The 19205-nt window shown below is 65.7% G+C and carries 19 protein-coding genes; 16 read left to right on the top strand and 3 right to left on the bottom strand.

The window, feature by feature from the left end; translation table 11 throughout:
* Positions 1–236 precede the first annotated feature (236 nt).
* Together AOK03_RS03025 and AOK03_RS03020 are read left to right on the top strand one after the other, a co-directional pair.
* Positions 237–1451, top strand: a complete 1215-nt coding sequence (locus tag AOK03_RS03025; RefSeq protein ID WP_055563550.1) for an MAB_1171c family putative transporter — start codon at positions 237–239, stop codon at positions 1449–1451.
* A gap of 11 nt (positions 1452–1462) precedes the next feature.
* On the top strand, positions 1463–2464 hold the full coding sequence (locus AOK03_RS03020) for an aldo/keto reductase (protein WP_055563549.1): 1002 nt from the start codon (positions 1463–1465) through the stop codon (positions 2462–2464).
* Between the two features lie 210 nt (positions 2465–2674).
* Here AOK03_RS03020 and AOK03_RS03015 read toward each other — a convergent pair whose 3' ends face one another.
* From AOK03_RS03015 to AOK03_RS03005, 3 genes are all read right to left on the bottom strand, one after another.
* Positions 2675–3181: a DUF6624 domain-containing protein gene (locus tag AOK03_RS03015; protein ID WP_055563548.1), complete on the bottom strand. Its 507-nt coding sequence runs from the start codon at positions 3179–3181 to the stop codon at positions 2675–2677.
* A gap of 120 nt (positions 3182–3301) precedes the next feature.
* Positions 3302–4182 (bottom strand): IS5 family transposase gene (locus AOK03_RS40470; protein ID WP_107097908.1). Its coding sequence is split into 2 segments (ribosomal slippage): positions 3302–3822 and positions 3822–4182, totalling 882 coding nucleotides; the frame shifts between segments, so codons are not numbered across the junction.
* Between the two features lie 190 nt (positions 4183–4372).
* Positions 4373–4798 (bottom strand): helix-turn-helix domain-containing protein, encoded by a 426-nt coding sequence (locus AOK03_RS03005; RefSeq protein ID WP_055563546.1) that lies wholly within the window; start codon positions 4796–4798, stop codon positions 4373–4375.
* A 352-nt stretch (positions 4799–5150) separates the two neighbouring features.
* On the opposite strand from AOK03_RS03005, the gene AOK03_RS03000 reads away from it, so the two are divergent.
* From AOK03_RS03000 to AOK03_RS40465, 14 genes are all read left to right on the top strand, one after another.
* Positions 5151–6332 (top strand): 2-deoxy-scyllo-inosose synthase, encoded by a 1182-nt coding sequence (locus tag AOK03_RS03000; RefSeq protein ID WP_055563545.1) that lies wholly within the window; start codon positions 5151–5153, stop codon positions 6330–6332.
* Complete coding sequence (locus AOK03_RS02995; protein ID WP_079074436.1) at positions 6332–7063, top strand: cupin domain-containing protein; 732 nt, start codon at positions 6332–6334, stop codon at positions 7061–7063. Before AOK03_RS03000 ends, AOK03_RS02995 begins: the two co-directional genes overlap by 1 nt.
* Complete coding sequence (locus tag AOK03_RS02990; protein WP_055563543.1) at positions 7060–7866, top strand: SDR family NAD(P)-dependent oxidoreductase; 807 nt, start codon at positions 7060–7062, stop codon at positions 7864–7866. The genes AOK03_RS02995 and AOK03_RS02990 overlap by 4 nt, the downstream gene beginning before the upstream one ends.
* Before the next feature lie 43 nt (positions 7867–7909).
* The gene (locus AOK03_RS02985) at positions 7910–9205 is read left to right on the top strand and encodes a DegT/DnrJ/EryC1/StrS aminotransferase family protein (protein WP_055563542.1); all 1296 of its coding nucleotides are present in this window, start codon (positions 7910–7912) and stop codon (positions 9203–9205) included.
* Positions 9202–10491 carry an MFS transporter gene (locus AOK03_RS02980; protein WP_055563541.1) on the top strand — a complete coding sequence of 430 codons (1290 nt, stop codon included), beginning with the start codon at positions 9202–9204 and terminating at the stop codon, positions 10489–10491. The genes AOK03_RS02985 and AOK03_RS02980 overlap by 4 nt, the downstream gene beginning before the upstream one ends.
* Positions 10479–11210, top strand: coding sequence for a class II glutamine amidotransferase (locus AOK03_RS02975; RefSeq protein WP_107097907.1), 732 nt, complete (start codon positions 10479–10481; stop codon positions 11208–11210). Before AOK03_RS02980 ends, AOK03_RS02975 begins: the two co-directional genes overlap by 13 nt.
* Before the next feature lie 14 nt (positions 11211–11224).
* Complete coding sequence (locus AOK03_RS02970) at positions 11225–12010, top strand: 2OG-Fe(II)-dependent halogenase WelO5 family protein (protein WP_055563539.1); 786 nt, start codon at positions 11225–11227, stop codon at positions 12008–12010.
* A gap of 59 nt (positions 12011–12069) precedes the next feature.
* Positions 12070–13473, top strand: coding sequence for a glutamine synthetase family protein (locus tag AOK03_RS02965; RefSeq protein ID WP_055563538.1), 1404 nt, complete (start codon positions 12070–12072; stop codon positions 13471–13473).
* Positions 13474–13535: 62 nt separating this feature from the next.
* Entirely contained in the window at positions 13536–14783 is a 1248-nt protein-coding gene (locus tag AOK03_RS02960; RefSeq protein ID WP_157868842.1) for an ATP-grasp domain-containing protein, read from the top strand.
* Entirely contained in the window at positions 14776–15465 is a 690-nt protein-coding gene (locus AOK03_RS02955; protein ID WP_079074434.1) for an HAD family hydrolase, read from the top strand. Before AOK03_RS02960 ends, AOK03_RS02955 begins: the two co-directional genes overlap by 8 nt.
* The gene (locus AOK03_RS02950; RefSeq protein ID WP_055563535.1) at positions 15462–16598 is read left to right on the top strand and encodes an SDR family oxidoreductase; all 1137 of its coding nucleotides are present in this window, start codon (positions 15462–15464) and stop codon (positions 16596–16598) included. The genes AOK03_RS02955 and AOK03_RS02950 overlap by 4 nt, the downstream gene beginning before the upstream one ends.
* A 77-nt stretch (positions 16599–16675) precedes the next feature.
* Complete coding sequence (locus AOK03_RS02945) at positions 16676–17800, top strand: aromatic ring-hydroxylating oxygenase subunit alpha (RefSeq protein WP_055563534.1); 1125 nt, start codon at positions 16676–16678, stop codon at positions 17798–17800.
* Entirely contained in the window at positions 17797–18561 is a 765-nt protein-coding gene (locus AOK03_RS02940) for a class I SAM-dependent methyltransferase (protein ID WP_055563533.1), read from the top strand. Before AOK03_RS02945 ends, AOK03_RS02940 begins: the two co-directional genes overlap by 4 nt.
* Positions 18554–19186, top strand: a complete 633-nt coding sequence (locus AOK03_RS40465; RefSeq protein WP_079074433.1) for a LysE family transporter — start codon at positions 18554–18556, stop codon at positions 19184–19186. Before AOK03_RS02940 ends, AOK03_RS40465 begins: the two co-directional genes overlap by 8 nt.
* Positions 19187–19205: the final 19 nt, after the last annotated feature.

The following is a 19205-nucleotide window of genomic DNA, read 5'->3' as shown; positions in this document are numbered from 1 at the left end:
ACATTGAAGACACGACCTAGGCCGCACCAGTTACTCGAACGAAGAGGAGCAGGCCGCGGAAACGGTTGCCTCACTGATCCTTGAGCGCGTCACCCGCCCCCCGTCAGACCCAGTCTGGCCTGTACCGGCCCTCCACGCGGAGGCTGTTGCCCGTATCGACCGCTCCCTCAAGCCGCCCGACTGAGCCCCGCCCCCGCACAAGCACATTCGCCAGTCGCTGCCTCCCAGGGGGACTCGTGCTGCACATCAAAGGCGTCATCTTTCCGGTCTGCGTCCTGATCTGCCTCAGTGCCTTCTGCTACAAGCTGCGCTATCTACCGAAGAATCGGCGGGATCCCGCCTTGGTGGCTTTGCTCATCGCCTTCGTCTGCAAAGCCGCCTCCTTCACCCTCTCCACGCCCGCCGCCTCGGCGGCAGTCGACAGAGTCACCGGCGTACCCAATCTGGGCGCTCTCGGCATCCATCTTTTTGGAGGTGTAGCCTCAAGCGCAGCGATCTTGGTCACCATCGCCTACTGGATCTATCCGTCCGGCGAGGCCTGGCACCGGGCGCGGAGTCGCCTCTTGGTCGCCCTCTGCTGTGCAACGATCATGATCGCCCTGTGGGCAGCAGCGGGCCCGGAGAACGGTGAGCGCTCGCCGAACTACCTGCTCCAGAATGCGAACCGTCCGCTCGTGACCGCCTATTTGCTGTGCTACGTCGGAGCATTCGGGGCTGGCATGGTCGAGGTCATACGCATGTGCAGACGTTACGCGACGATGGCGGGGCGGGTCTGGCTAAAGAGAGGACTCCAAGCCACCTGCATCGGTGCGGGCACCTACCTCGTCTACTGCCTCAACCGGGCAGCAGCCGGGGTCGCGGTACCTCTGGGCCTGGAACCGCTCGACTGGGAGCTGCTGACTCCCTTGACCAACGCCGTCGGCATCTCGTTCTTCGCAGTCGGGCTCACCATCCCCTCGTGGGGTCCCCATCTCTCCGCCTGGCGGCGGCGGATGCGGAACTTCACGTCATACAGAAGATTGCACCCCCTGTGGCTCGCCCTGTGCAAAGCGAATCCGACCATCGCCTTGGAGCCCGAGTTGACCACCAAGATGAGTCGATTGTTTCCACGGGACATCGACTACCGCCTTTACCGGCAGGTCATCGAGATTCAGGATGGCCTGCTCGCCCTGCAGCCCTACCTGGACCTGGGGTCCGACGACGAGACCACTGCCGCGACCATCAGCAAGGGGCTTTCCAGGGGCGAGCGGAACGCCATCGTTCTAGCGGCGGCGATCAGTGACGCGCTCAAGGCGAAGGAGGCGCACTGCATGAGGAGCGATGAGTTCGTGGACGCTGCGCCTGCGAACATCGAGCCCGTGGACATCAAGCCTTACCAGACCATCAGATACTCAGACGAAGTGTCGTGGCTGCTCAGCGTTGCGCAGGCGTACGCGCAGACACCGACGTGAGAGGCGCGGAAGTGAAGACCCGGAAACTGGGAAGCACGGGCCCTGCAGTGGCACCCATCGGGCTCGGCTGCATGGGAATGTCGGTCGCCTATGGAGTGCCCGATGACAACGAGTCGTTCCGTACTCTCGACCTCGCCATCGAGCTCGGAGTCTCACTCCTCGACACGGCGGATGCCTATGGCCGCGGCGCCAACGAAGAGCTCCTGGGCCGCTGGTTGCGCGAGCACCCCGGGCACCGCGACCGCGTGGTGCTCTCCACCAAATTCGGACTTCGCCACAACGCCGCCACCGGTCGGGTGGACGAGATCGATACCTCGGCGACGTATGTGCGGTCCGCCTGCCACGCATCGCTGGGACGCCTCGGCGTCGACCACATTGACCTCTTCTCCGCGCACCGCCGCGACCCGACGGTGCCCATCGAGGAGACCGTGGGCGCCATGGCTGAGCTGGTGCAGGAGGGAACGGTACGCCATCTCGGCCTCAGCGAGGTCAGCCCCGATACCCTACGCAGGGCCCATGCCGTGCACCCCATCAGCGCCGTGCAGCTCGAGTACTCGCTCTTCACCCGTGACGTGGTCGAGGGCAACATGCTCAGCACTTGTCGTGAACTCGGCATCGCGGTCGTGGCGTACTCACCGCTCGGCAGGGCCATGCTCACAGGTAGCGTCTTGTCTCACGCGGACCTGGCCGAGCACGACAATCGCAGGCGCTGGCCGCGTTTCTCCGAAGAGAACCTCCAGCACAATCTGACACTCGTGGACGCCATCCGGCGCGTAGCCGGCGACATCGGCTGTACCCCTACACAAGCGGCGCTTGCCTGGCTACTCGCTCAGGGCGACGACATCGTGCCCATCCCCGGGACCAAACGTCGGCGATACCTGGCTGAGAACACCTCGGCCGCCGAAATCGTCCTGAGCGCCGAACAGCGTGATCTGCTGCGCCATGCGGTGCCCGAAGGTGCGGTGGCTGGAGAGCGCTACCCGGCACAAGCCCTGGCCCGCCTCGGGCACTGAGGGGGACTCGGGAGAAGACTCAGACCTCGGAGCACGGGTGCCCTCCCTCGCGCGACGGCTCCGGACGGGGGGACAGATGAGGCCGCTGGTTCGAGCTCATGTCCAGCAGGGTGTCGTGAGAGGTCGGCGCACAGGGCCTGTCCGGCGGATCATTGCCTGCGGCAGGTGAGCCCAGGCAGTGATCCACCGGACGCGGCCGGGGAGGGGGCGTCAAGCCGTGGAGAACTGGGCGACGTACTCGTCGAAGGGCTCGATGCCGACTTCCGCACGGAGTTCGTCCATGCGCTCGGGCTCTTCACAGGGCCACGGGACCGGCGACCCGTCCTTCACGCCGGCGATCTGAGTTCCGTAGACCTGCTTGCGCCCCTCATTGACCAGCGTGCGGTCGCGCAGGAAGGCCAGCTCGCGTGGGCTGGCCAAGCCTGCCGACACCGCCTGCTGCATCAGCTGGAGGGCGCGCCGCTGAACGTCGAGCTGCCGGTCGGCGTGCTGAGCGATGAGCCATGCCGCGCGTGCGGCCTCCTCGCTGACCAGTTTCGCCGTCGGCCAGCCGTACTCGTCCATGATCTCGCCCAGCCGGTCACCGTGCCGGGCGGTCAGTCGCCGCCAGGCCAGCTGCTCGGCGGGGTCGTCGCTGTTCGCGCGAACTGCCAACTGGTGATCGGCCGCAGCCATGTCCGTGAGTTCCGCTGTCAGTGCGGCAACGTCGTGCGCCACTCTCAACTCCCAGGTCAGGTACGTGCTTTGCATCCGCCCGCAAGCCTAAGGGTGCAAATCGGGTGTAAAGATCATTCCGGAGAACGGTGACAGGCGCCTCGCCGCACCGGGATAATGGATCTACCCCCGGAGCCAGAGCCGGATCGCTGCGACGGTCACGGTGCCCTGGAAGACGTAGACACGCTTGTCGAACCTCGTGGCAACGGCCCGGAAGTTCTTGAGGGCGTTGAACGTGCGCTCGACTTCGTTTCTGCGCTTGTAGATCCTCTTGTCGAAGCCGGCGGGCCGTCCGCCCTTGCTGCCGCGGCGTCGGCGGTTGGCCCGCTGGTTCTTCGGTTCGGGGATGGTGTGCTTGATCTGCCGTCTGCGCAGGTATCGGCGGTTACGCCGTGAGGAATAGGCCTTGTCGCCGCCGAGGTGGTCAGGCCGGGTGCGAGGGCGCCCGCCGCTGAGCCGACCGACGCGGATGCGTTCCATAACGGGGATGAGCTGCGGGGCGTCGCCCCACTGGCCTGGGGTGATCAGCAAGGCCAGGGGGCGGCGTCCACCTTCTCCGGCGAGGTGAATCTTGCAAGTGAGGCCGCCCCGGGAGCGTCCGACTGCCTCGTCGGGGCGGTGCTGCCGGGGCGTGCGTCTTTTCCCGGCACCCGCGGTGGTTTCTTACGTGCTCCGGCGGCGTGCTGGTGGGCCCGGCAGGTGGTGGAGTCCACGCTCACCATGGACCAGTCGATGCGGCCCTGGGTATCCGCGTCAGCCAGGACGGCCGCATAGATCTTGTCCCACGTGCCGTCCGCAGACCAGCGTCTGTGCCGCTCGTACACGGTCTTCCACTTGCCGAACCTCGCAGGCAGATCCCGCCACGGCACCCCAGTCCGGTTCCGGTACAGGACCCCGTTGATGATCCTGCGGTGGCTTGCCCAACGCCCTCCGCGTTGACCGGACTTGGGCAGATGCGGCTTCAGCCGGGCCCATTCCTCGTTCGTGAGATCTCCCCACCCCATGAACATGCCAACGCGCCATAGCGCGAGACGTCACATGATCCGCCGGACAGGCTCTAGTCCGGTGGCCCTGGAGATCTGGACAGATCTGAGGCGGATGTCGTCAGCAGACCTGGAGAAAGACGTCAGGCGGCGGACCTTGGCGGGCATTCGATCATCACCGAGGCATGCGCCGCCGGGCTCCGCGCTGTTCCTAGTCCTCCACAGCGGGAAGCCCCTGGAGCCGTCGAATTTCGTCGAGTACTGCCTTGACGGTCTGCAGCGAGTCCGCCGAGAGGCCGGCAGCCCGCATGGCTATCCCCTTGACTTCCGTCTGCTGTAGCTGCTCGAGCACGGCGAGCTGGGTATCGACCCGATCGCTGTACTGGGAGTCGAAGAAATAGGCCGCAGACACCCCGAAGAAGTTCGCCAGAGCTGTGAGCAGTTCCGATGACGGGCTGGTCCGCTTGCCCGTACGCAAGGCCGACAGATAGGCGCCGCTGACCCGGACGCCCGGACGAGTCTCCCTGATCTTGGCGGCGACCTCGTCGTTGGTCCATTGCCGACCCTCGGGGCGGCTCTTGCGGAAGAGGGAGTTAAGCCTCTCTGCGAGGATCAGCGGGCCCTCAGGGCTGGTCATTCACAACTCCGGATGCGCTTCAGCAGCTACTACACCGGTGAGATGATACCCCGCCACCGCCGAGTGGCATCAGCTGCGAGGAAGTCGGAGCTCGCACGCTCGCGCCTCCATCAACTAGCAGTTGACTCCAGACGAGCCCTTCCCGCTGGTCGCGCGCCGACTACGGCGCCCGCGATGCCAATGTTCGGGCGAACCTCGACGACTCGACACTCAACTCACAGTTGACCCACTTCGGGTAGTTGAGTTAGCGTCAGCACCCGGCAGTCAACCAGGAGTTGAAACTCACACTCTCTGAACGGTCAGTGATACGCGGGGTATCGGACGGACTCCTCGCGCAACGCCCTGAGCAGTGATGCTGCAAGGAGAGGAATTTCCCTTGTCACTTGAATTTCGCGCACTGGAGCGAGAGCTCACTTTCGATGAGGTCAGTTATCGCTTCTGCATACACAGCGGACCGGACGCGTGGCGGGATCTGGCGAGGAAACTGGTCGCTCTGGAGGCAGACAGGTTCTTGGTCGTGGCGGACGGCGGCCTGGCCCAACCCGCCGTGCGCGAGGTGGCCACCTGCATCGGTGACGTTGCCCCTGTCGTGCCGCTTCCGGTGGTCACGAACGAGTCGGCAAAGAACCTGGCGACCATCGACGCGTTGGCCGAGCGGGCCATCACCGCGGGCGCAACTCGTCGCTCCGTGGTCATAGCCCTTGGTGGAGGGCTGGCGGGGAACGTCGCCGGGCTTCTCGCGGCACTGCTGTACCGGGGGGTTCGCCTCGTGCACCTTCCCACCACGCTTCTCGCCATGTCCGACTCAGTGCTCTCGCTCAAACAGGCGGTCAACTCGCGTTACGGCAAGAACCACTTGGGAACATTTCATCCACCGGCCCTGGTGTGGAACCAGTTGGACTTCCTGGACTCGCTCCCGGCCGCGTCGATCAGGTCCGCACTGTGCGAGACCATCAAGAACGTCCTGGGTATCGTCCCCGAACGCTACGACGAACTGGCCGGTCGACTCCGTCCCGACGCGCGTTACTCCAAGGCGGAACTCACCGAGCTGATCGAGCTGTGCGTCGCGGCCAAGTGCCACGTCATGCGCCATGACTCGACGGAGAAGCACGAGGCCCTGGTCCTGGAGTACGGGCACACGGTCGGCCATGCGATCGAGCTGGTCAGCCAGGGACGTGTCCCACACGGGTTCGCCATCGGTCTTGGGCTGTTGGTCGCGGCAAGGGTCTCCGTCGACCTGGGCCAACTCGACCGGGCCGACGAGGCTGCCCACCGTCGGCTGCTCGAACTCAACGGCGCACCCGTCGTGATGCCCGATGGCCTCGACCTCGATGCGGTCATGGACGCGGTGCGGCTGGACAACAAGCGGGGCTACCTCCCCCACACCGAAGGCAAATGCGACATGGTCCTGCTTGACGCATTGGGACGCCCGCACCGCACCGGTGAGAGCCTGATGACACAGGTGGACGAAGACGTGATCCGCTCCGCGATCCAGTCCGTGTTCGCCGCCGACCCGGCCGCGGTGGTGGCCTGATGGCAACCATAGTGCGAGGCGAGCGCCGCCCTTTCGGCCCCATCGTCAACGACGTCTCGGGCACGGCGGAGACCCGACAACAGGTCGGTGGCGAGGGGGTGTGCCGGTGGAAGATGCTGATGAACGGCATGCACCTCGAAGGCGAGTGGAACTGTGTCGAGTACGTCGTCATTGAGCCGGGTGCCTCGGTCGGCGAACACGTGCACCTGCGTACGGAGGAGATCTACTACATCGTCTCCGGGCATGCCGTGGTCACCATGGACGATGTGGAGCTCGACTGCGCTCCCGGCGACCTGATCACCACGCCGATCGGGTCCGCGCACTCCATCGCCAATCGCTCGGACGAGGACATGCACTTCTTCGTCGTCGAGGTCTTCCCCGGCGAAGGGGAAGCCGTCGCACCGATGCGCGTCCAGGTGCCTGACCTGCTGGACGAACGACAGGACCGGCGTCGAGCGGAGGTCGACCTGACCCCGCATTTCACCGGTGACTGGCGCCGATTCACTCTCACGGAACTGCCGCCCGAGAAGCAGACGGAAGAGTCCACGCACGACGCTAACACCGAGGTCCTGCACGTGCTGTCCGGATCGGCCGACGTCACGGTGGACGGCCAGGCCCACCACGGCCGCCGAGGCCTGTCAGTGGCGGTGCCACCGGGCTCTTCCCGGACCGTGCGCAACGCCGGGGACGGCCCTCTCCAGATCATCGGCGTCGAGGTGCGGGCCCGGTGAGGCTCGGGCTGGACGGGCGCGTCGCATTGATCACAGGTGCCGCGAGCGGCATCGGAGCCCAGACGGCACGGGTCCTGGCAGCCGAGGGAGCGCGGCTCGGACTGATCGATCGGGACACCGGCGAACTGGAGCGGCTCGTCAAAGAGCTGAGGGAGGAGCCGGGTGCCGAGGTGAAGGGGGTGACTGCCGACCTCTCCGGTGCCGAGGGCGTGAGCGATGCGGTCACAGCGGCCCTCGCGTATTTCGACGGAGCCGTGGATGTACTGGTGAACAACGTCGGGCAGTGCAAGGCGAGGAACTTCGACGAAATCTCCGACGCGGAATGGCTGGCCACCTTCGAGACCAACTTCATGAGCGCGGTCCGCACCGTTCGTCTCGTGCTGCCGAGGATGCGTGCACGAGGCATGGGGAGCATCATCAACAACGCCTCTGACATGGCTCGACAGCCGGAGGCAGGGCCGGCCGACTATCAGGTGTCGAAGGTCGCCCTGCTCAGCCTCACGAAGAGCCTGGCACTCGCGGAGGGCCCCGCGATACGCGTCAACGCGGTCGCGCCGGGACCGATCTGGACACCGCTGTGGACCCGCCCCGGAGGCTTTGCGGAAACGCTGGGAGACGTGCACGAACGCGACGCCAAGGCGGCGGTGGAGCACGAGATGAGTAAGCGGCAGCTCCCTCTGGGACGCATGGGGAGACCTGACGAGGTCGCCAACGTCATCACATTCCTCGCCTCCGCTGCGTCGTCGTACGTCACCGGGAGCATTTGGGGAGTCGACGGCGGCTCCATTCGTGGCTTGCTCTGAATCCGGCGATCACCGACAGGCGACCATCGACAAGAGGAGCGGAATGACCAGTCGACTGGCTGTGCACGACGCCGCACCGATACGCACGCGGCCCTGGCCGACCTGGCCCCTGCCCGCACCCGGCGCGGAAGCGGCACTGCGCGAAGTGCTGCGCGCGGGGCGCTGGTCCATCAGCGGTCCCTACCGCGGCGAGGACACCCGCGAGCGCAGGTTCGCCCGTGCCTTCGCCGAGTTCAACGCCGCGGCACACTGCGTGCCGACTGCCAGCGGCACGGCCGGCCTGATGATCGCGCTGGAGGCCTGCGGGGTCGGAGCGGGAGACGAGGTCATCGTGCCCGCGGTCTCCTGGGTGGCATCGGCCTCCACCGTCCTTGGGGTCAACGCGATCCCGGTCTTCGTCGACATCGACCCACGCACCCTGTGCATGTCGCCGGAGGCAGTGGAGGCCGCCATCACACCGGCGACCCGTGCAATCGTGGTCGTCCACCTCTACTCCGCCCTGGCCGACCTCACCGCGCTGAGGGCGCTGGCGAACCGGCGCGGCCTGCGTCTGATCGAGGACGCGGCTCAGGCGCACGGTGCGACGTTCAAAGGCGAACGAGCCGGAACGGTCGGCGACGTCGGTGTCTTCAGCATGCACCAGATGAAGGTGCTCGCCGGCGGCGAGGGCGGGGCAGTGATCACTGACGACGCCGAACTCGCGCGGAGCATGGAGCAGTTGCGCGCCGATGGTCGAGGATATCCGGCGAAGCCACCGGCGCGCGGCCGCATGGAGCTCGAGGAGATCGGCGAGCTGATGGGGAGCAACCGCGCACTCTCGGAATTTCAGGCCGCCCTGCTCCTTGAGCAGCTCTCTCTGCTCGACGAGCAGAACAGGATCCGCGCGCGCAGGGCGGCGCTCCTCGAGACGCTGCTGGTCGACCTCGGGTGTCTGCCGCAGCGGACGACACCCGGAACCACCAGCAGAACCTACTTCAAGTTCGCCGTGGAACTCCCACCGTCGGAGTTCCACGACACCGACGTCGGGGTGATTGCAGCGGCACTCAGTGCGGAGTTGAGCCTGCCCGTCGACCCGGTCTATTCACCGGTGTACCGAAGCCGCCTCTACCGGCCGCACTCGCGGTCGAGGTTCGAGACGAGCAAGGAACACTGGAAGAGGATCGCCCCGGAGAGTCTCCACCTGCCGAGGTGCGAGGGGGTGGTCAGCCGTTTCGTGACGTTCCATCACTCTGCGCTCCTCGGTGACGACCGGGACATGGAGGACATCGCCGCAGCCTTCGCGAAGGTCATACGCCACCAGACGGAGCTGCAACCACGTGTGAGGCAGCGCGATCGGTGAATTTCGAAGAGAACGGGAGCCTCGCTGATGTGCGGGGTCCGGCCGCGCTGAAGAGAGTCCTTTCCCTCTACCACCTGTTCGTCTCCCTCGGCCTTTATACTCTGACCCCGGTGCTTGCTCTTCTGATCACTAGGCAGTTACCGGGAGCCAGCCCGAAAGTGGTCGGACTCGGCCTGTTCGCCTACACGGCGTCGGCCGGCCTTTCGGCACTGGTGATCATGCGCTGGCTGTCCAGGCTGCCCTACGTTCCGGCTCTGGTGTGCAGCGCCCTCCTGACGGCGACTGGCTTCGGGTTGCTGCCCTACTTCCATACTCCGACCGTGCTCATGGTCCTCCTGGTGGCTGCGGGAGTCGGCGCGAGCAGCCATTCCGTGCTCGGCCGGGTGCTGGTCGCGGACGTGATCACCGATGACATCGGCCGGCACAAGTTCTATTCGCTGCTCATGATCGTCATCAACTTCGCTGCGGCTGTCGGACCCTTTCTGGCGGGTCTGCTCTACCTGGGCACGGACGCCCGGTGGTTGTTGGCCACGGTCTCCCTCTGTTACGTGTGCGCAGCAGCGGCGCTGGCGGTCGGGGCTCCCCGACTGCCGGCTCCGACACCGACGCCGACCGCGTGGCCGGTGAGTCTCGCCATGCTGAGGCAGGTGCTCCGTGATCGGGCGATGTCTCGCCTGGTGGTCGTGAGTGCCACAGCGACCTTCCTCTTCGCCCAGTTTCCGTCAGCCTTCGCTCTGTTCGTCGCCTTCGAGTTCGAGGACTCGGCCGCTGGATTGCGCGCGGCGTTGATGGCAGCACCCGCGGTCGGGATCGTGGTGTTCCAGGGCCTGGTCACCGTCGCCGTCACGGCGGCCATGAAGCGCGGGGTCCGCCCCGTCTCCTTGCTCGCGGTGTCGGCTCTCGTCTTCGGAGCGGGATTCCTGCTGCTCGGCGTGAATCTCCCGCTCCTGGCCGGCGCCGTACTCGCCGTGGTCTTTTACTCTTTCGCCGAGATGGTGTTCCACCCGATGATAAACACTGCATTTGCGGCGCTGCCTGTGGATTCCCGACTTGAGGCCTTTAATCTCCGACAGATCTGTTGGTCGGTCGGAGAGGCCCTGGGAATGCTGTGCGGCGGAAGTCTTTATCTCCTGCTCCATCAGCGAGGAGACGGTCGCACCTACTGGCTGACCCTGGCGGCGTTGACCTTCGTCGGCATCACGGCACTCATGCTGCCGCTCTTGGGGCGCGGACCCGTACGACCTGTTGCGGCGAGCAGTAAGGAGAGTCGGTCATGTGCCGAATGATGGTGGCGTACGGCGACGTATCGGCGAAGGAAGTTCTGGGTGCGGCAATCGCCATGAGCAAGGGAGAGTCGGCCGATCACGACAACCCGACCCTTCGGCATCAGCATGGGTGGGGAGCAGTATGGAGCGACCCACAAGTCCCCGCGGGAATCGCCGTACATCGGGACACGCGCCCGATTGCCGAGAGCGCGCATGAATCCGGGATCGAGGACATTCGAACGGACTTCCTCGCTGTTCATGTCCGCAACGCGACACTGGAGAAGGACAGGGGGTACAGGTTCACACACCCTTTGCAACGATCCGAAGACGACTGGTATTTCATGCACAACGGCTATATGCCCACGGTGCACAAGATGCTCGGAATGGAAGAGTCGGTCTTCGATACTGCTGAGTACTTCGAGTACATCATTCCCCATGGAGCCACGTTCCTGGACGAGAAGAAGACGCTCACGGCGCTCCGGGACATCCCGGCCGGGCAGACAACATCCGGAAACGCCATAGCGGTTCGGCCTGGCCGCGCCCACGTAGTGCATTGGAGCCCGCCGGACACCCCGACCCCACTCTTCTTCACCCTTTTCAAGGTGACCGTCGGAGGCTGCACCATCATCGCGTCGGACAGGATCCCGGTGCTCGCGCCGACGGAACAGTGGGGGCTCCTGCCCGCCGAGACAGTACTGGATATCCCCATCAACGATTCGAACGGTGGTGAAGAACTATGAATACTGAATGGAAGATGGCTGCCCTGGACCACGGCACCGAGAAGGCGGGAAAGGACCTCCTTCGCGCGCTCGTGGACGGAACCTGCTCCGTGGTCGTCATCAGGCACCTGCTCCCCGAAGCGGACTTTTCTGCTAACAGGCGGCGCATCAGCCCGTTGTTCGAACGAGCTGTCACCACTCACTACGCCAACAGCACTCTGACCACGATCGGCCCCTATCTGGCCAAGAACATCGGACGGATGGACGACTACTTCCATGAGGCACGGGAGGCCGAGAAACTCACAGCAACGGTCTCCTTCGATCTCGCGCGGCGCACCCGCGACGCATTGCGTGAGGCCTTCGACCTCACCAGCTTCGAGCCGGCGGTCGAACCGGACGGCCAGAGGTATGCGGAGTCGAATGTGCGGATATATTCCCATGGAATTCGAACCCCACTGCACAACGACAACATCATGCGCGACGCGGCTGGCAAGGGCCTTGTCGTATCGCGCCTGCGCCACCAACTGAGCTGTGTGGTCTGCATACAGGAATGCGACGAGGGCGGAGAACTGCGCGCGTACCAGAAGGCCTGGGAATCCGCGGACGAGCGATACAAGATCATCGACGGTTTCGGGTACGACGAGGCCGTGGTGGCCGATGTACCACGCCAGGACTTCAAGCCGCAGGTCGGCGACGTATACCTGCTCAACCCGACCTTCTACCACTCGATCGAGGAAGTCACCGGAAGCGACCGCGTCACCATGGGCTTCTTCTTCGGGTTTTACGACGACGAGCTCTCCGCCGGTGTCACCTGGGTCTGAGGTTCCCGGGGCCTGGCAGCCGAGAATCAGCGTGCAGGCTGAAGAGATCGGAAGGCACGATGGCCGACGTCCAGCAGGATTCGCACGATTCAGCTGTTACCGATGAATGGGCGCGAATTCTCGCGGCCGTGGAGCAACAGGAGATCGAGTTCACCAGGTTCTTCTGGGTGGACCACAACGGAATCACCCGAGGGAAAGCAGTCTCTCGGACCTCCCTGAGGGATCGGATGTCCTCCGGTATAGGACTCGCGAAAACCCGACAGGCATCCAACCTGTCGGACCTGGGGCAGCCAGTGCCGGGATTCGACGCCGTTGGTGAAGTCCGGCTCGTACCCGACCCCCGAACGTTCATCCCGCTGCCGTACGCGGCGGGTGCTGCGGCCATGCTGTGCGATCTGGTCGACATCGACGGCCGCCCTTGGGCGGCCTGTCCCCGCACGTTCCTCAAAGAGGCGATACAGGCATGCGAACCGCTCACCGTACGAGCCGCGTTCGAGGCGGAGTTCACGCTCTGCCGCAAGCGCCCGGAACCGAACAGTCTGGAAGTCCTGGACGACACCCTGTGCTTTGACGCCCGCGGGTTCGACGTCACCCACGACTATGCGACGTCCCTGGCCCGAGCGTTGCAACAGCAGGGCATCGACGTCGAGCTGTACCACCCCGAATTCGGGGCCGGCCAGCACGAGATGACACTCCGCCACGACGATGCCCTCCGCGCCGCGGACAGCATCGTGTGGCACCGGCTCACGGCCCGCGCCCTGGCCGAACAACACGGAATGTGGGCGACGTTCGCGCCCGTGCCGAGTCCCGGATTCAGAGGCAACGGCAATCATCTGCATTTGTCGCTCTGGGACGACGCCGGCAGTCGCAGTGACCGTCGGAACGTATTCGCCGAGGACAGCGACCGGCTGGGGCTGTCCAAGACGGCCCGTCACTTCGTCGGCGGCCTGCTCGCTCACCTGCCCGCCCTCGTGGCACTCGGTTGCGCCAGCGTCAATAGCTACCGTCGGCTGAGGCCCGGAATGTGGTCGGGAGCATACGCATGCTATGGGCAGGACAACCGTGAAGCCGCTGTGAGGATCCCGAGCCGTTTGCGCGGCAGCGCGGTGACGTCGACGAACATCGAGGTCAAGGTCGGTGATTCCACCGCGAATCCTTACCTCTTGCTCGGCGCGATCCTTCACGCCGGTCTGGACGGGATCAACAACGCCCTGGACCCCGGCCCCCCACTCCAGGAAGACCCCAACTTGCTCTCCCCGTCGGAGCAGGAACGGCGGGGCATCCGTCGCCTTCCACGATCGCTTGCCGAGGCTGTCGACGCACTGGAAGAGGACGAAGTACTCATGTCGGCCCTGGGGCCGATGCGCGGCGCGCTCTATCCGTCTCTCAAGCGGGCCGACATCGCCTACATGGACGCCATGGGGACCGAGTTCGAATTCCTCACCCACGCTCTGCGCTACTGATGCGTGGGCCCCCGCCGCCGACGACGGTTGCCGCCTGCCCCATCGAATACGGAGGCTCCCCCATGAGGTACAAACCGGTGCTCCTCGTCATCTACGACTCCGGGACTCTCCCGCCGCCACGTCTGGCGGACATCGCGCGAGAGCGAGAGTGCGAACTCGTCTTTGTGACAGCGGGTTCGGAACACGCCCAGGAACTGATTCCGACGCTGGAGGACATCGGGACAGTCGTAAATACCGTGGGCCGCTCGGAAGCCGAGATCCTCCGCACACTGCGGGATCTCTCACCGACTGGCATCGTCACGTTCACTGAATCTCAAGTGGTGTTCGCCGTTCGACTGGCCGACGCACTCAAGTTGCCCTACCACCGGCCCGCCGACCTCGGCGCGATCACGCGTAAGGATCTGCAGCGGCAGCGCCTGGCGGAGGCGGGCATCGACAGCATCCGATGCCAAGTGATCAGCGCACCCGAACATGCCGATGAGGCGCTTGCGAAGGTGGGCCTGCCCGCTGTCATCAAACCCGCCGCCGGCACCTCAAGCCGGAACACGGTTGCCGTCGCGACGGCCGAGGAATTCCGCACCGCCCTGGCTGGGATGTTCGACACCTCGCACGGCGGCCCCACCGAAACCTCGGTCGTCCTCGAGGAACTCCTCGTCGGGCGGCCCACGGAGCCCCCGTGGGGTGACTACATCGCCGTCGACGTCGTGGCCGACGGGGACGACGTGCGGCCCGTCTTCGTCACCAGCAAGTTCGCCCTCGCCGAGCCGTTCCGCGAACGCGGCGGCTACGGCGGCTTCTCTCTCGTCCCCGAACAGGAAGTTCGCGAGGTACGCGATTTGGCGTGCCGCGCCGTGCGCGCCCTGAACATCCACGGCATCGCTGACGTCGAGATCAAGCTGACCCCTACGGGGCCACGGATCATCGAGGTCAACGGGCGTCTCGGCGCCTGGGTGGACGACCTCGCGCTGCGTTCGCACAGCAGCGACCCCGGCGACATCGCGGTCCGCGCTGCCCTTGGCCAGACGTACGAGACGCCGGACGTGAAGAAGGACGGCCCGATCGCCTTCCATTACCTGATCGCGCCTCCCCGACACGCGCGTCGGGTGCAGGCGATACACGACGTCGGTGCCCTGGAGCGGCTGCCGAACGTGGACCAGGTCACCGTGCTGAAGGAGCCGGGGTCGAAGGTCGACTGGCGCGTCGGCGGCCGCGGCACAGTGGCGGCCGTACTCGGCTGCACCGACAGCCACGAGGAGCTTGCAGAGACCGTGACCCGCATCGAGAACACGGACTGGATCGCCTATGAGTAGATTTGTGATCTTCGACCTGGACGGCGTCCTGGTCGACACCCAGTATGCCGAGAACGGGGCACTGGCTTACGTCGGACAGCTGATGGGGCTCAGCCTCAACGCCACACAACAAGAGGAGCTCTTCTCCGGAAAGAAGATGCAGGAGTGCATCGATCTCATGGAGGAGATGACGCAGGCCAACGCACCGGCCCACGCCATGGCCATCGCCCGTGCCGCATGCGAGGAGCTCATCGGCGACCGGCTGGCTCCCATTGACGGTGTCGCCGAGGCACTGGAGCAGCTGGATTCCGACCCGCGCCTGGGCATGTGCGTCGCTTCCAACAGCCCTCGGGAGATCATCGAACGCAGGCTGAGCCAGGCCGGCGTGCTGCACCACTTCGATGGCCGGCTCTTCTCCGCGTACGACATCGGCGCGTGGAAGCCCGACCCCACGCTGTTTCGTTGGGCCGCCACCGAATGCGGCGCGGAGGGCGCCGACTCCCTCGTCATCGAGGACAGCCAGGTCGGTGTCCAGGCGGCGCTCGACGCGGGCATGCGCGTCCTGCAGTACACCGGCAACTCCACCGTGGGGCCGCACAAGGACGGCGTCCAGACCTTCTCCTCCATGCGCGAACTGCCTCGTCTGATCGAGCGCAGTCACCCCCTGGCAGCATCCACCGCTCACTTCGGAGGTGGCTCATGAGCCACGACCTTCGCAAGATCATGGTCCTCGGATCCGGCGACATCGGGCGCCGAGTCTTCCACGAACTGGCGCACAGTCGGCACAAGCGGCACGTCGAACTCGTCGGCAGGGACGAGGAAGCCCTGCTGCGGACCACCAACATGACGCGGTTCTGCGGCCTGCAACGCGGATTCTCACCCACCGTCAGCCACTCCACCACCGACCTGGTGGACGTGGAGCGCACCGCGGAACGTATTGCAGCATTCCGCCCAGACGTGCTCTTCCTCTCCGCCAGTTATCAGTCGTGGTGGGTGATTTCCACGCTGCCCCAGGACGCCTTCCAGCGTCTGTACGCCGCCAACTACGGCCCCTGGCTCCCCATGCACCTGGTACCGGTGATGAAGGCGATGGAGGCCGTCAAGCTGTCCGGCATCGAACCGGTCGTGGTCAACGCGGCCTACCCCGATGCCGTGCACCCGGCGCTCGCCTCGGTGGGCCTCTCACCGGACGTGGGCATAGGCAACGTGGCCAACAACGTCCCCGGACTGCAGGCCGTCGCAGCCGACCACCTGGCCTGTGCCCCGGACGACGTCGAGGTCCGGCTCATCGCCCATCACTACGTCTCGCATCGTCTGTCGCGGCGCGGCGACAGCGGTCGCGCGAGGATGAGCCTCGCGGTGCTCCACCGGGGCAGCGACATCACGGCGGAACTCGACATCCCCGGCCTGCTGCGCCGCCTGCCTACCGAGTACCGCCGCACCGGCGGAATGGCCGGTCAGGGCATGACCGCCGCGTCCGCGCTCAGTGTTCTCGAACCCCTCGTCAACGAACGTGACGCTTTCGTCCACGCACCGGGGCCGAACGGCCTGCTCGGCGGATATCCAGTGGCCATCGAGTCGGACAAGATACGCCTGCGCCTCCCCGAGGGAATGTCGCAGGACGAGGCCCTGGCGATCAACGTCTCGGGCCAACGGCAGGACGGCATCGCCGAGATCCGCCCGGACGGCACGGTGGTCTTCGAGAGCTCGGCCATGGACATCATGAGTGACGAACTCGGCTACGACTGCCCCGAGATGCCCCTCACAGACGCGGAGGGGCGCGCGCAGGAGATCGCCGAGCGCTTCGCCGCGTACCGGCTGCGCGCAGCGGCGTAGCGCTTGTCTCCCGGCGCGCGCCGACGAGCCGGGAGCTGTACGAAACCACACTTTCCCGAGAGAAGGAGTGATCGACGATGTCGTCCTGGACGAGGTCGCGCTACACAGGGCAAGCGGAGTTCGACGACGAACGACGCGCCATCTTCGAGAAGTCCTGGATGTGCGTGGGCCATTCCTCGGCGCTCCCGAAGACCGGCTCGTTCCTCCGCGCGGAGGTCGGCGGGGAGAGCGTGCTGATCGTTCGTGGCAAGAACGGGAACCTGCGGGCCATGCTCAACCTCTGCCGGCACCGGGGCGCACTCCTGTGCGTCGACGAGCGTGGGGAACTCGGCAAGTCCATCCGCTGCGAATACCACGGGTGGACCTACGACCTCGACGGTCGACTGGTGGGTGCTCCTTACATCAACGACCTGCCCCGCGAACTCAAGGAAGACCGTGATCTGTACTCGGCGGCCGTCGACATATGGAATGGCTTCGTGTGGGTCAACCTGGACGTGCACGCTGCGCCACTGACGGACCAACTGGATCCGCTCGTGCACGCGCGTTTCGAGGGTGTCGACGTCCTGTCCAGGTACAGCCTCGCCGACCTGCAGGTCGTCCACACGATCAGCTACGACGTCGGCGCCAACTGGAAGATGGTCTACGAGAACTTCTGCGAGTGCTACCACTGCCCCTCGATGCACCCGGAACTCTGCGCGACCGTCCCACAGTTCCGGTCGGGGTACGGCACCGTGGGCGGACCGGTGGCCGAGGGGGCCCATCTCGCCGATGGCGCCACCGGGTTCTCACTCTCGGGTCAGTCGACCGCCGCTCCACTGCCCGGACTGCCCGATGACGAAGATCCCATGTTCTACGGGCTTCTGCTCTGGCCGAGCGTGTCCCTCAACCTCACGTCCGATCACGCGCTGTGCATGCGTATCGAGCCGCGCAGCCCCGGCCGCACCCGCGTGGTCGCCGACTGGCTGTACCACCCCGACGCGATCGCCGATCCGGCATTCGACCCCACGGATGCCGTCAAGCTGTTCGACATCACGAACCGCCAGGACTGGGAGGCGATAGAACGCGTTCAACTCGGCGCGAAATCGGCGCGCTTCGAGCAGGTCTATTCACCGCACGAGCACCTCGTGGGGTCATTCCACCAGTGGGTCGACGACGCTCTGCACCGCACCGCCACTGCCAGTTCGGAGGGTTCCGCAAAATGAACGAGCACCTGGACGAGCACTACTCACGCCTCGCGAACACGTATGACACCACCTGGGAGCACCGCCCGGACTATCTGGAGTGGATGGCCGGCAAGATCATGGACAGCCTACGACCGCTGCCGGGCGAGCGGGTCGCCGACATCGGCGTCGGTACCGGTCTGTTCGTCGAGCGGCTGATGGCGTGCGCCACAGGGGACGCGCCGGTGCTGGCCGTCGACCCCTCCCAGCCCATGCTGGACAAGCTCCCTCAAGACCCCCGGGTGCGCACCGTGCGGGCGACAGCTGAGGAACTGGTCGACGGCCGCGGGGGGTTCACCCCGGAGCCGCTCGACGCGATCCTCATCAAGGAAGCCGTCCACCACTTCTCGGACCTGGACAGGACACTGAGCGGACTCGCCGCCCTCCTCGCCCCTGGTGGCAGAGTGCTCGTCGTCACCCTGCCACCCAAGATCGACTATCCGCTGTTCCCGGCAGCGATCGACCGGTTCGCCGAGGGCCAACCCGAACCGATGGACATCGCCCTGGCGTTGAGAAGGGCGGGGCTCGACGTGACGGCGAGCTACGAGCGGTACTCCGTCGAGATCCAACGGGACAACTGGCTGGAGCTGGTGCGGGGCCGCTGGATGTCGGTCCTGTCTACGTTCACCGACGCGGAACTCGAACGCGGGTTGCAACTGATCGGTGAGGCCCACCCGCAGCAACGCATCAGTTTCGTCGAGACTTTCGCCTTTGTGCTGGGACGCCTGCCCGACGATGCGTGACGCAATGGTCTCCGGCCTGGTCGCCGGCTATGCGCTGGCCCTTCCTGTCGGGGCCATAGCAGTACTCATGATCAGCCTCGCCGCCCAGATCTCACTCCGCGTCGGCGTTCTTGCGGCACTCGGCATCGCCACCGCCGACGGCGTCTACGCGGTGGTGGCCGTGGTCGGGGGTGCGGCGGCGGCAAGGGCCATCGAGCCGTTCACCACACCGCTGAGCTGGATCGCCGCCCTGGTGCTGCTTGCCCTTGCGGTGCGGATCGCCGTCACGGCACTGCGACGCAGACGCGACGGCGATGCGGAGCGGCCAACACCCAAAGGGGTACTGACCCGGCCGTCAGGAGCGTTCATCGGGTTCCTGGCCATGACGCTCCTCAACCCCTTCACGATCATCTACTTCGCCAGCCTCGTCGTCAGCAGACAGGACGGGAGAGGTGTCGAGCCCGCGGCGGAGGGCGGCTACGTGGTGGCCGTCTTCACCGCGTCGGCGAGCTGGTTCGTCCTGCTCGCGGTCAGCGGCGCGATGTTCGGCCGCCTCATCACAGGCCGACGCGGCCAGGTGGTGACCGGTCTGGTGTCCAGCCTGATCATTGGGGGAATGGCGGTGAACGTGCTCCTGTCGACCTAACGCTCCGCCCTCCTCGGCA

This window comes from Streptomyces atriruber (genome assembly GCF_001418325.1).
Taxonomy (GTDB): Bacteria; Actinomycetota; Actinomycetes; order Streptomycetales; family Streptomycetaceae; genus Streptomyces; species Streptomyces atriruber.
Note: the sequence above shows the minus strand (reverse complement) of the source record. Positions and strands in the feature narration are given on the sequence as shown.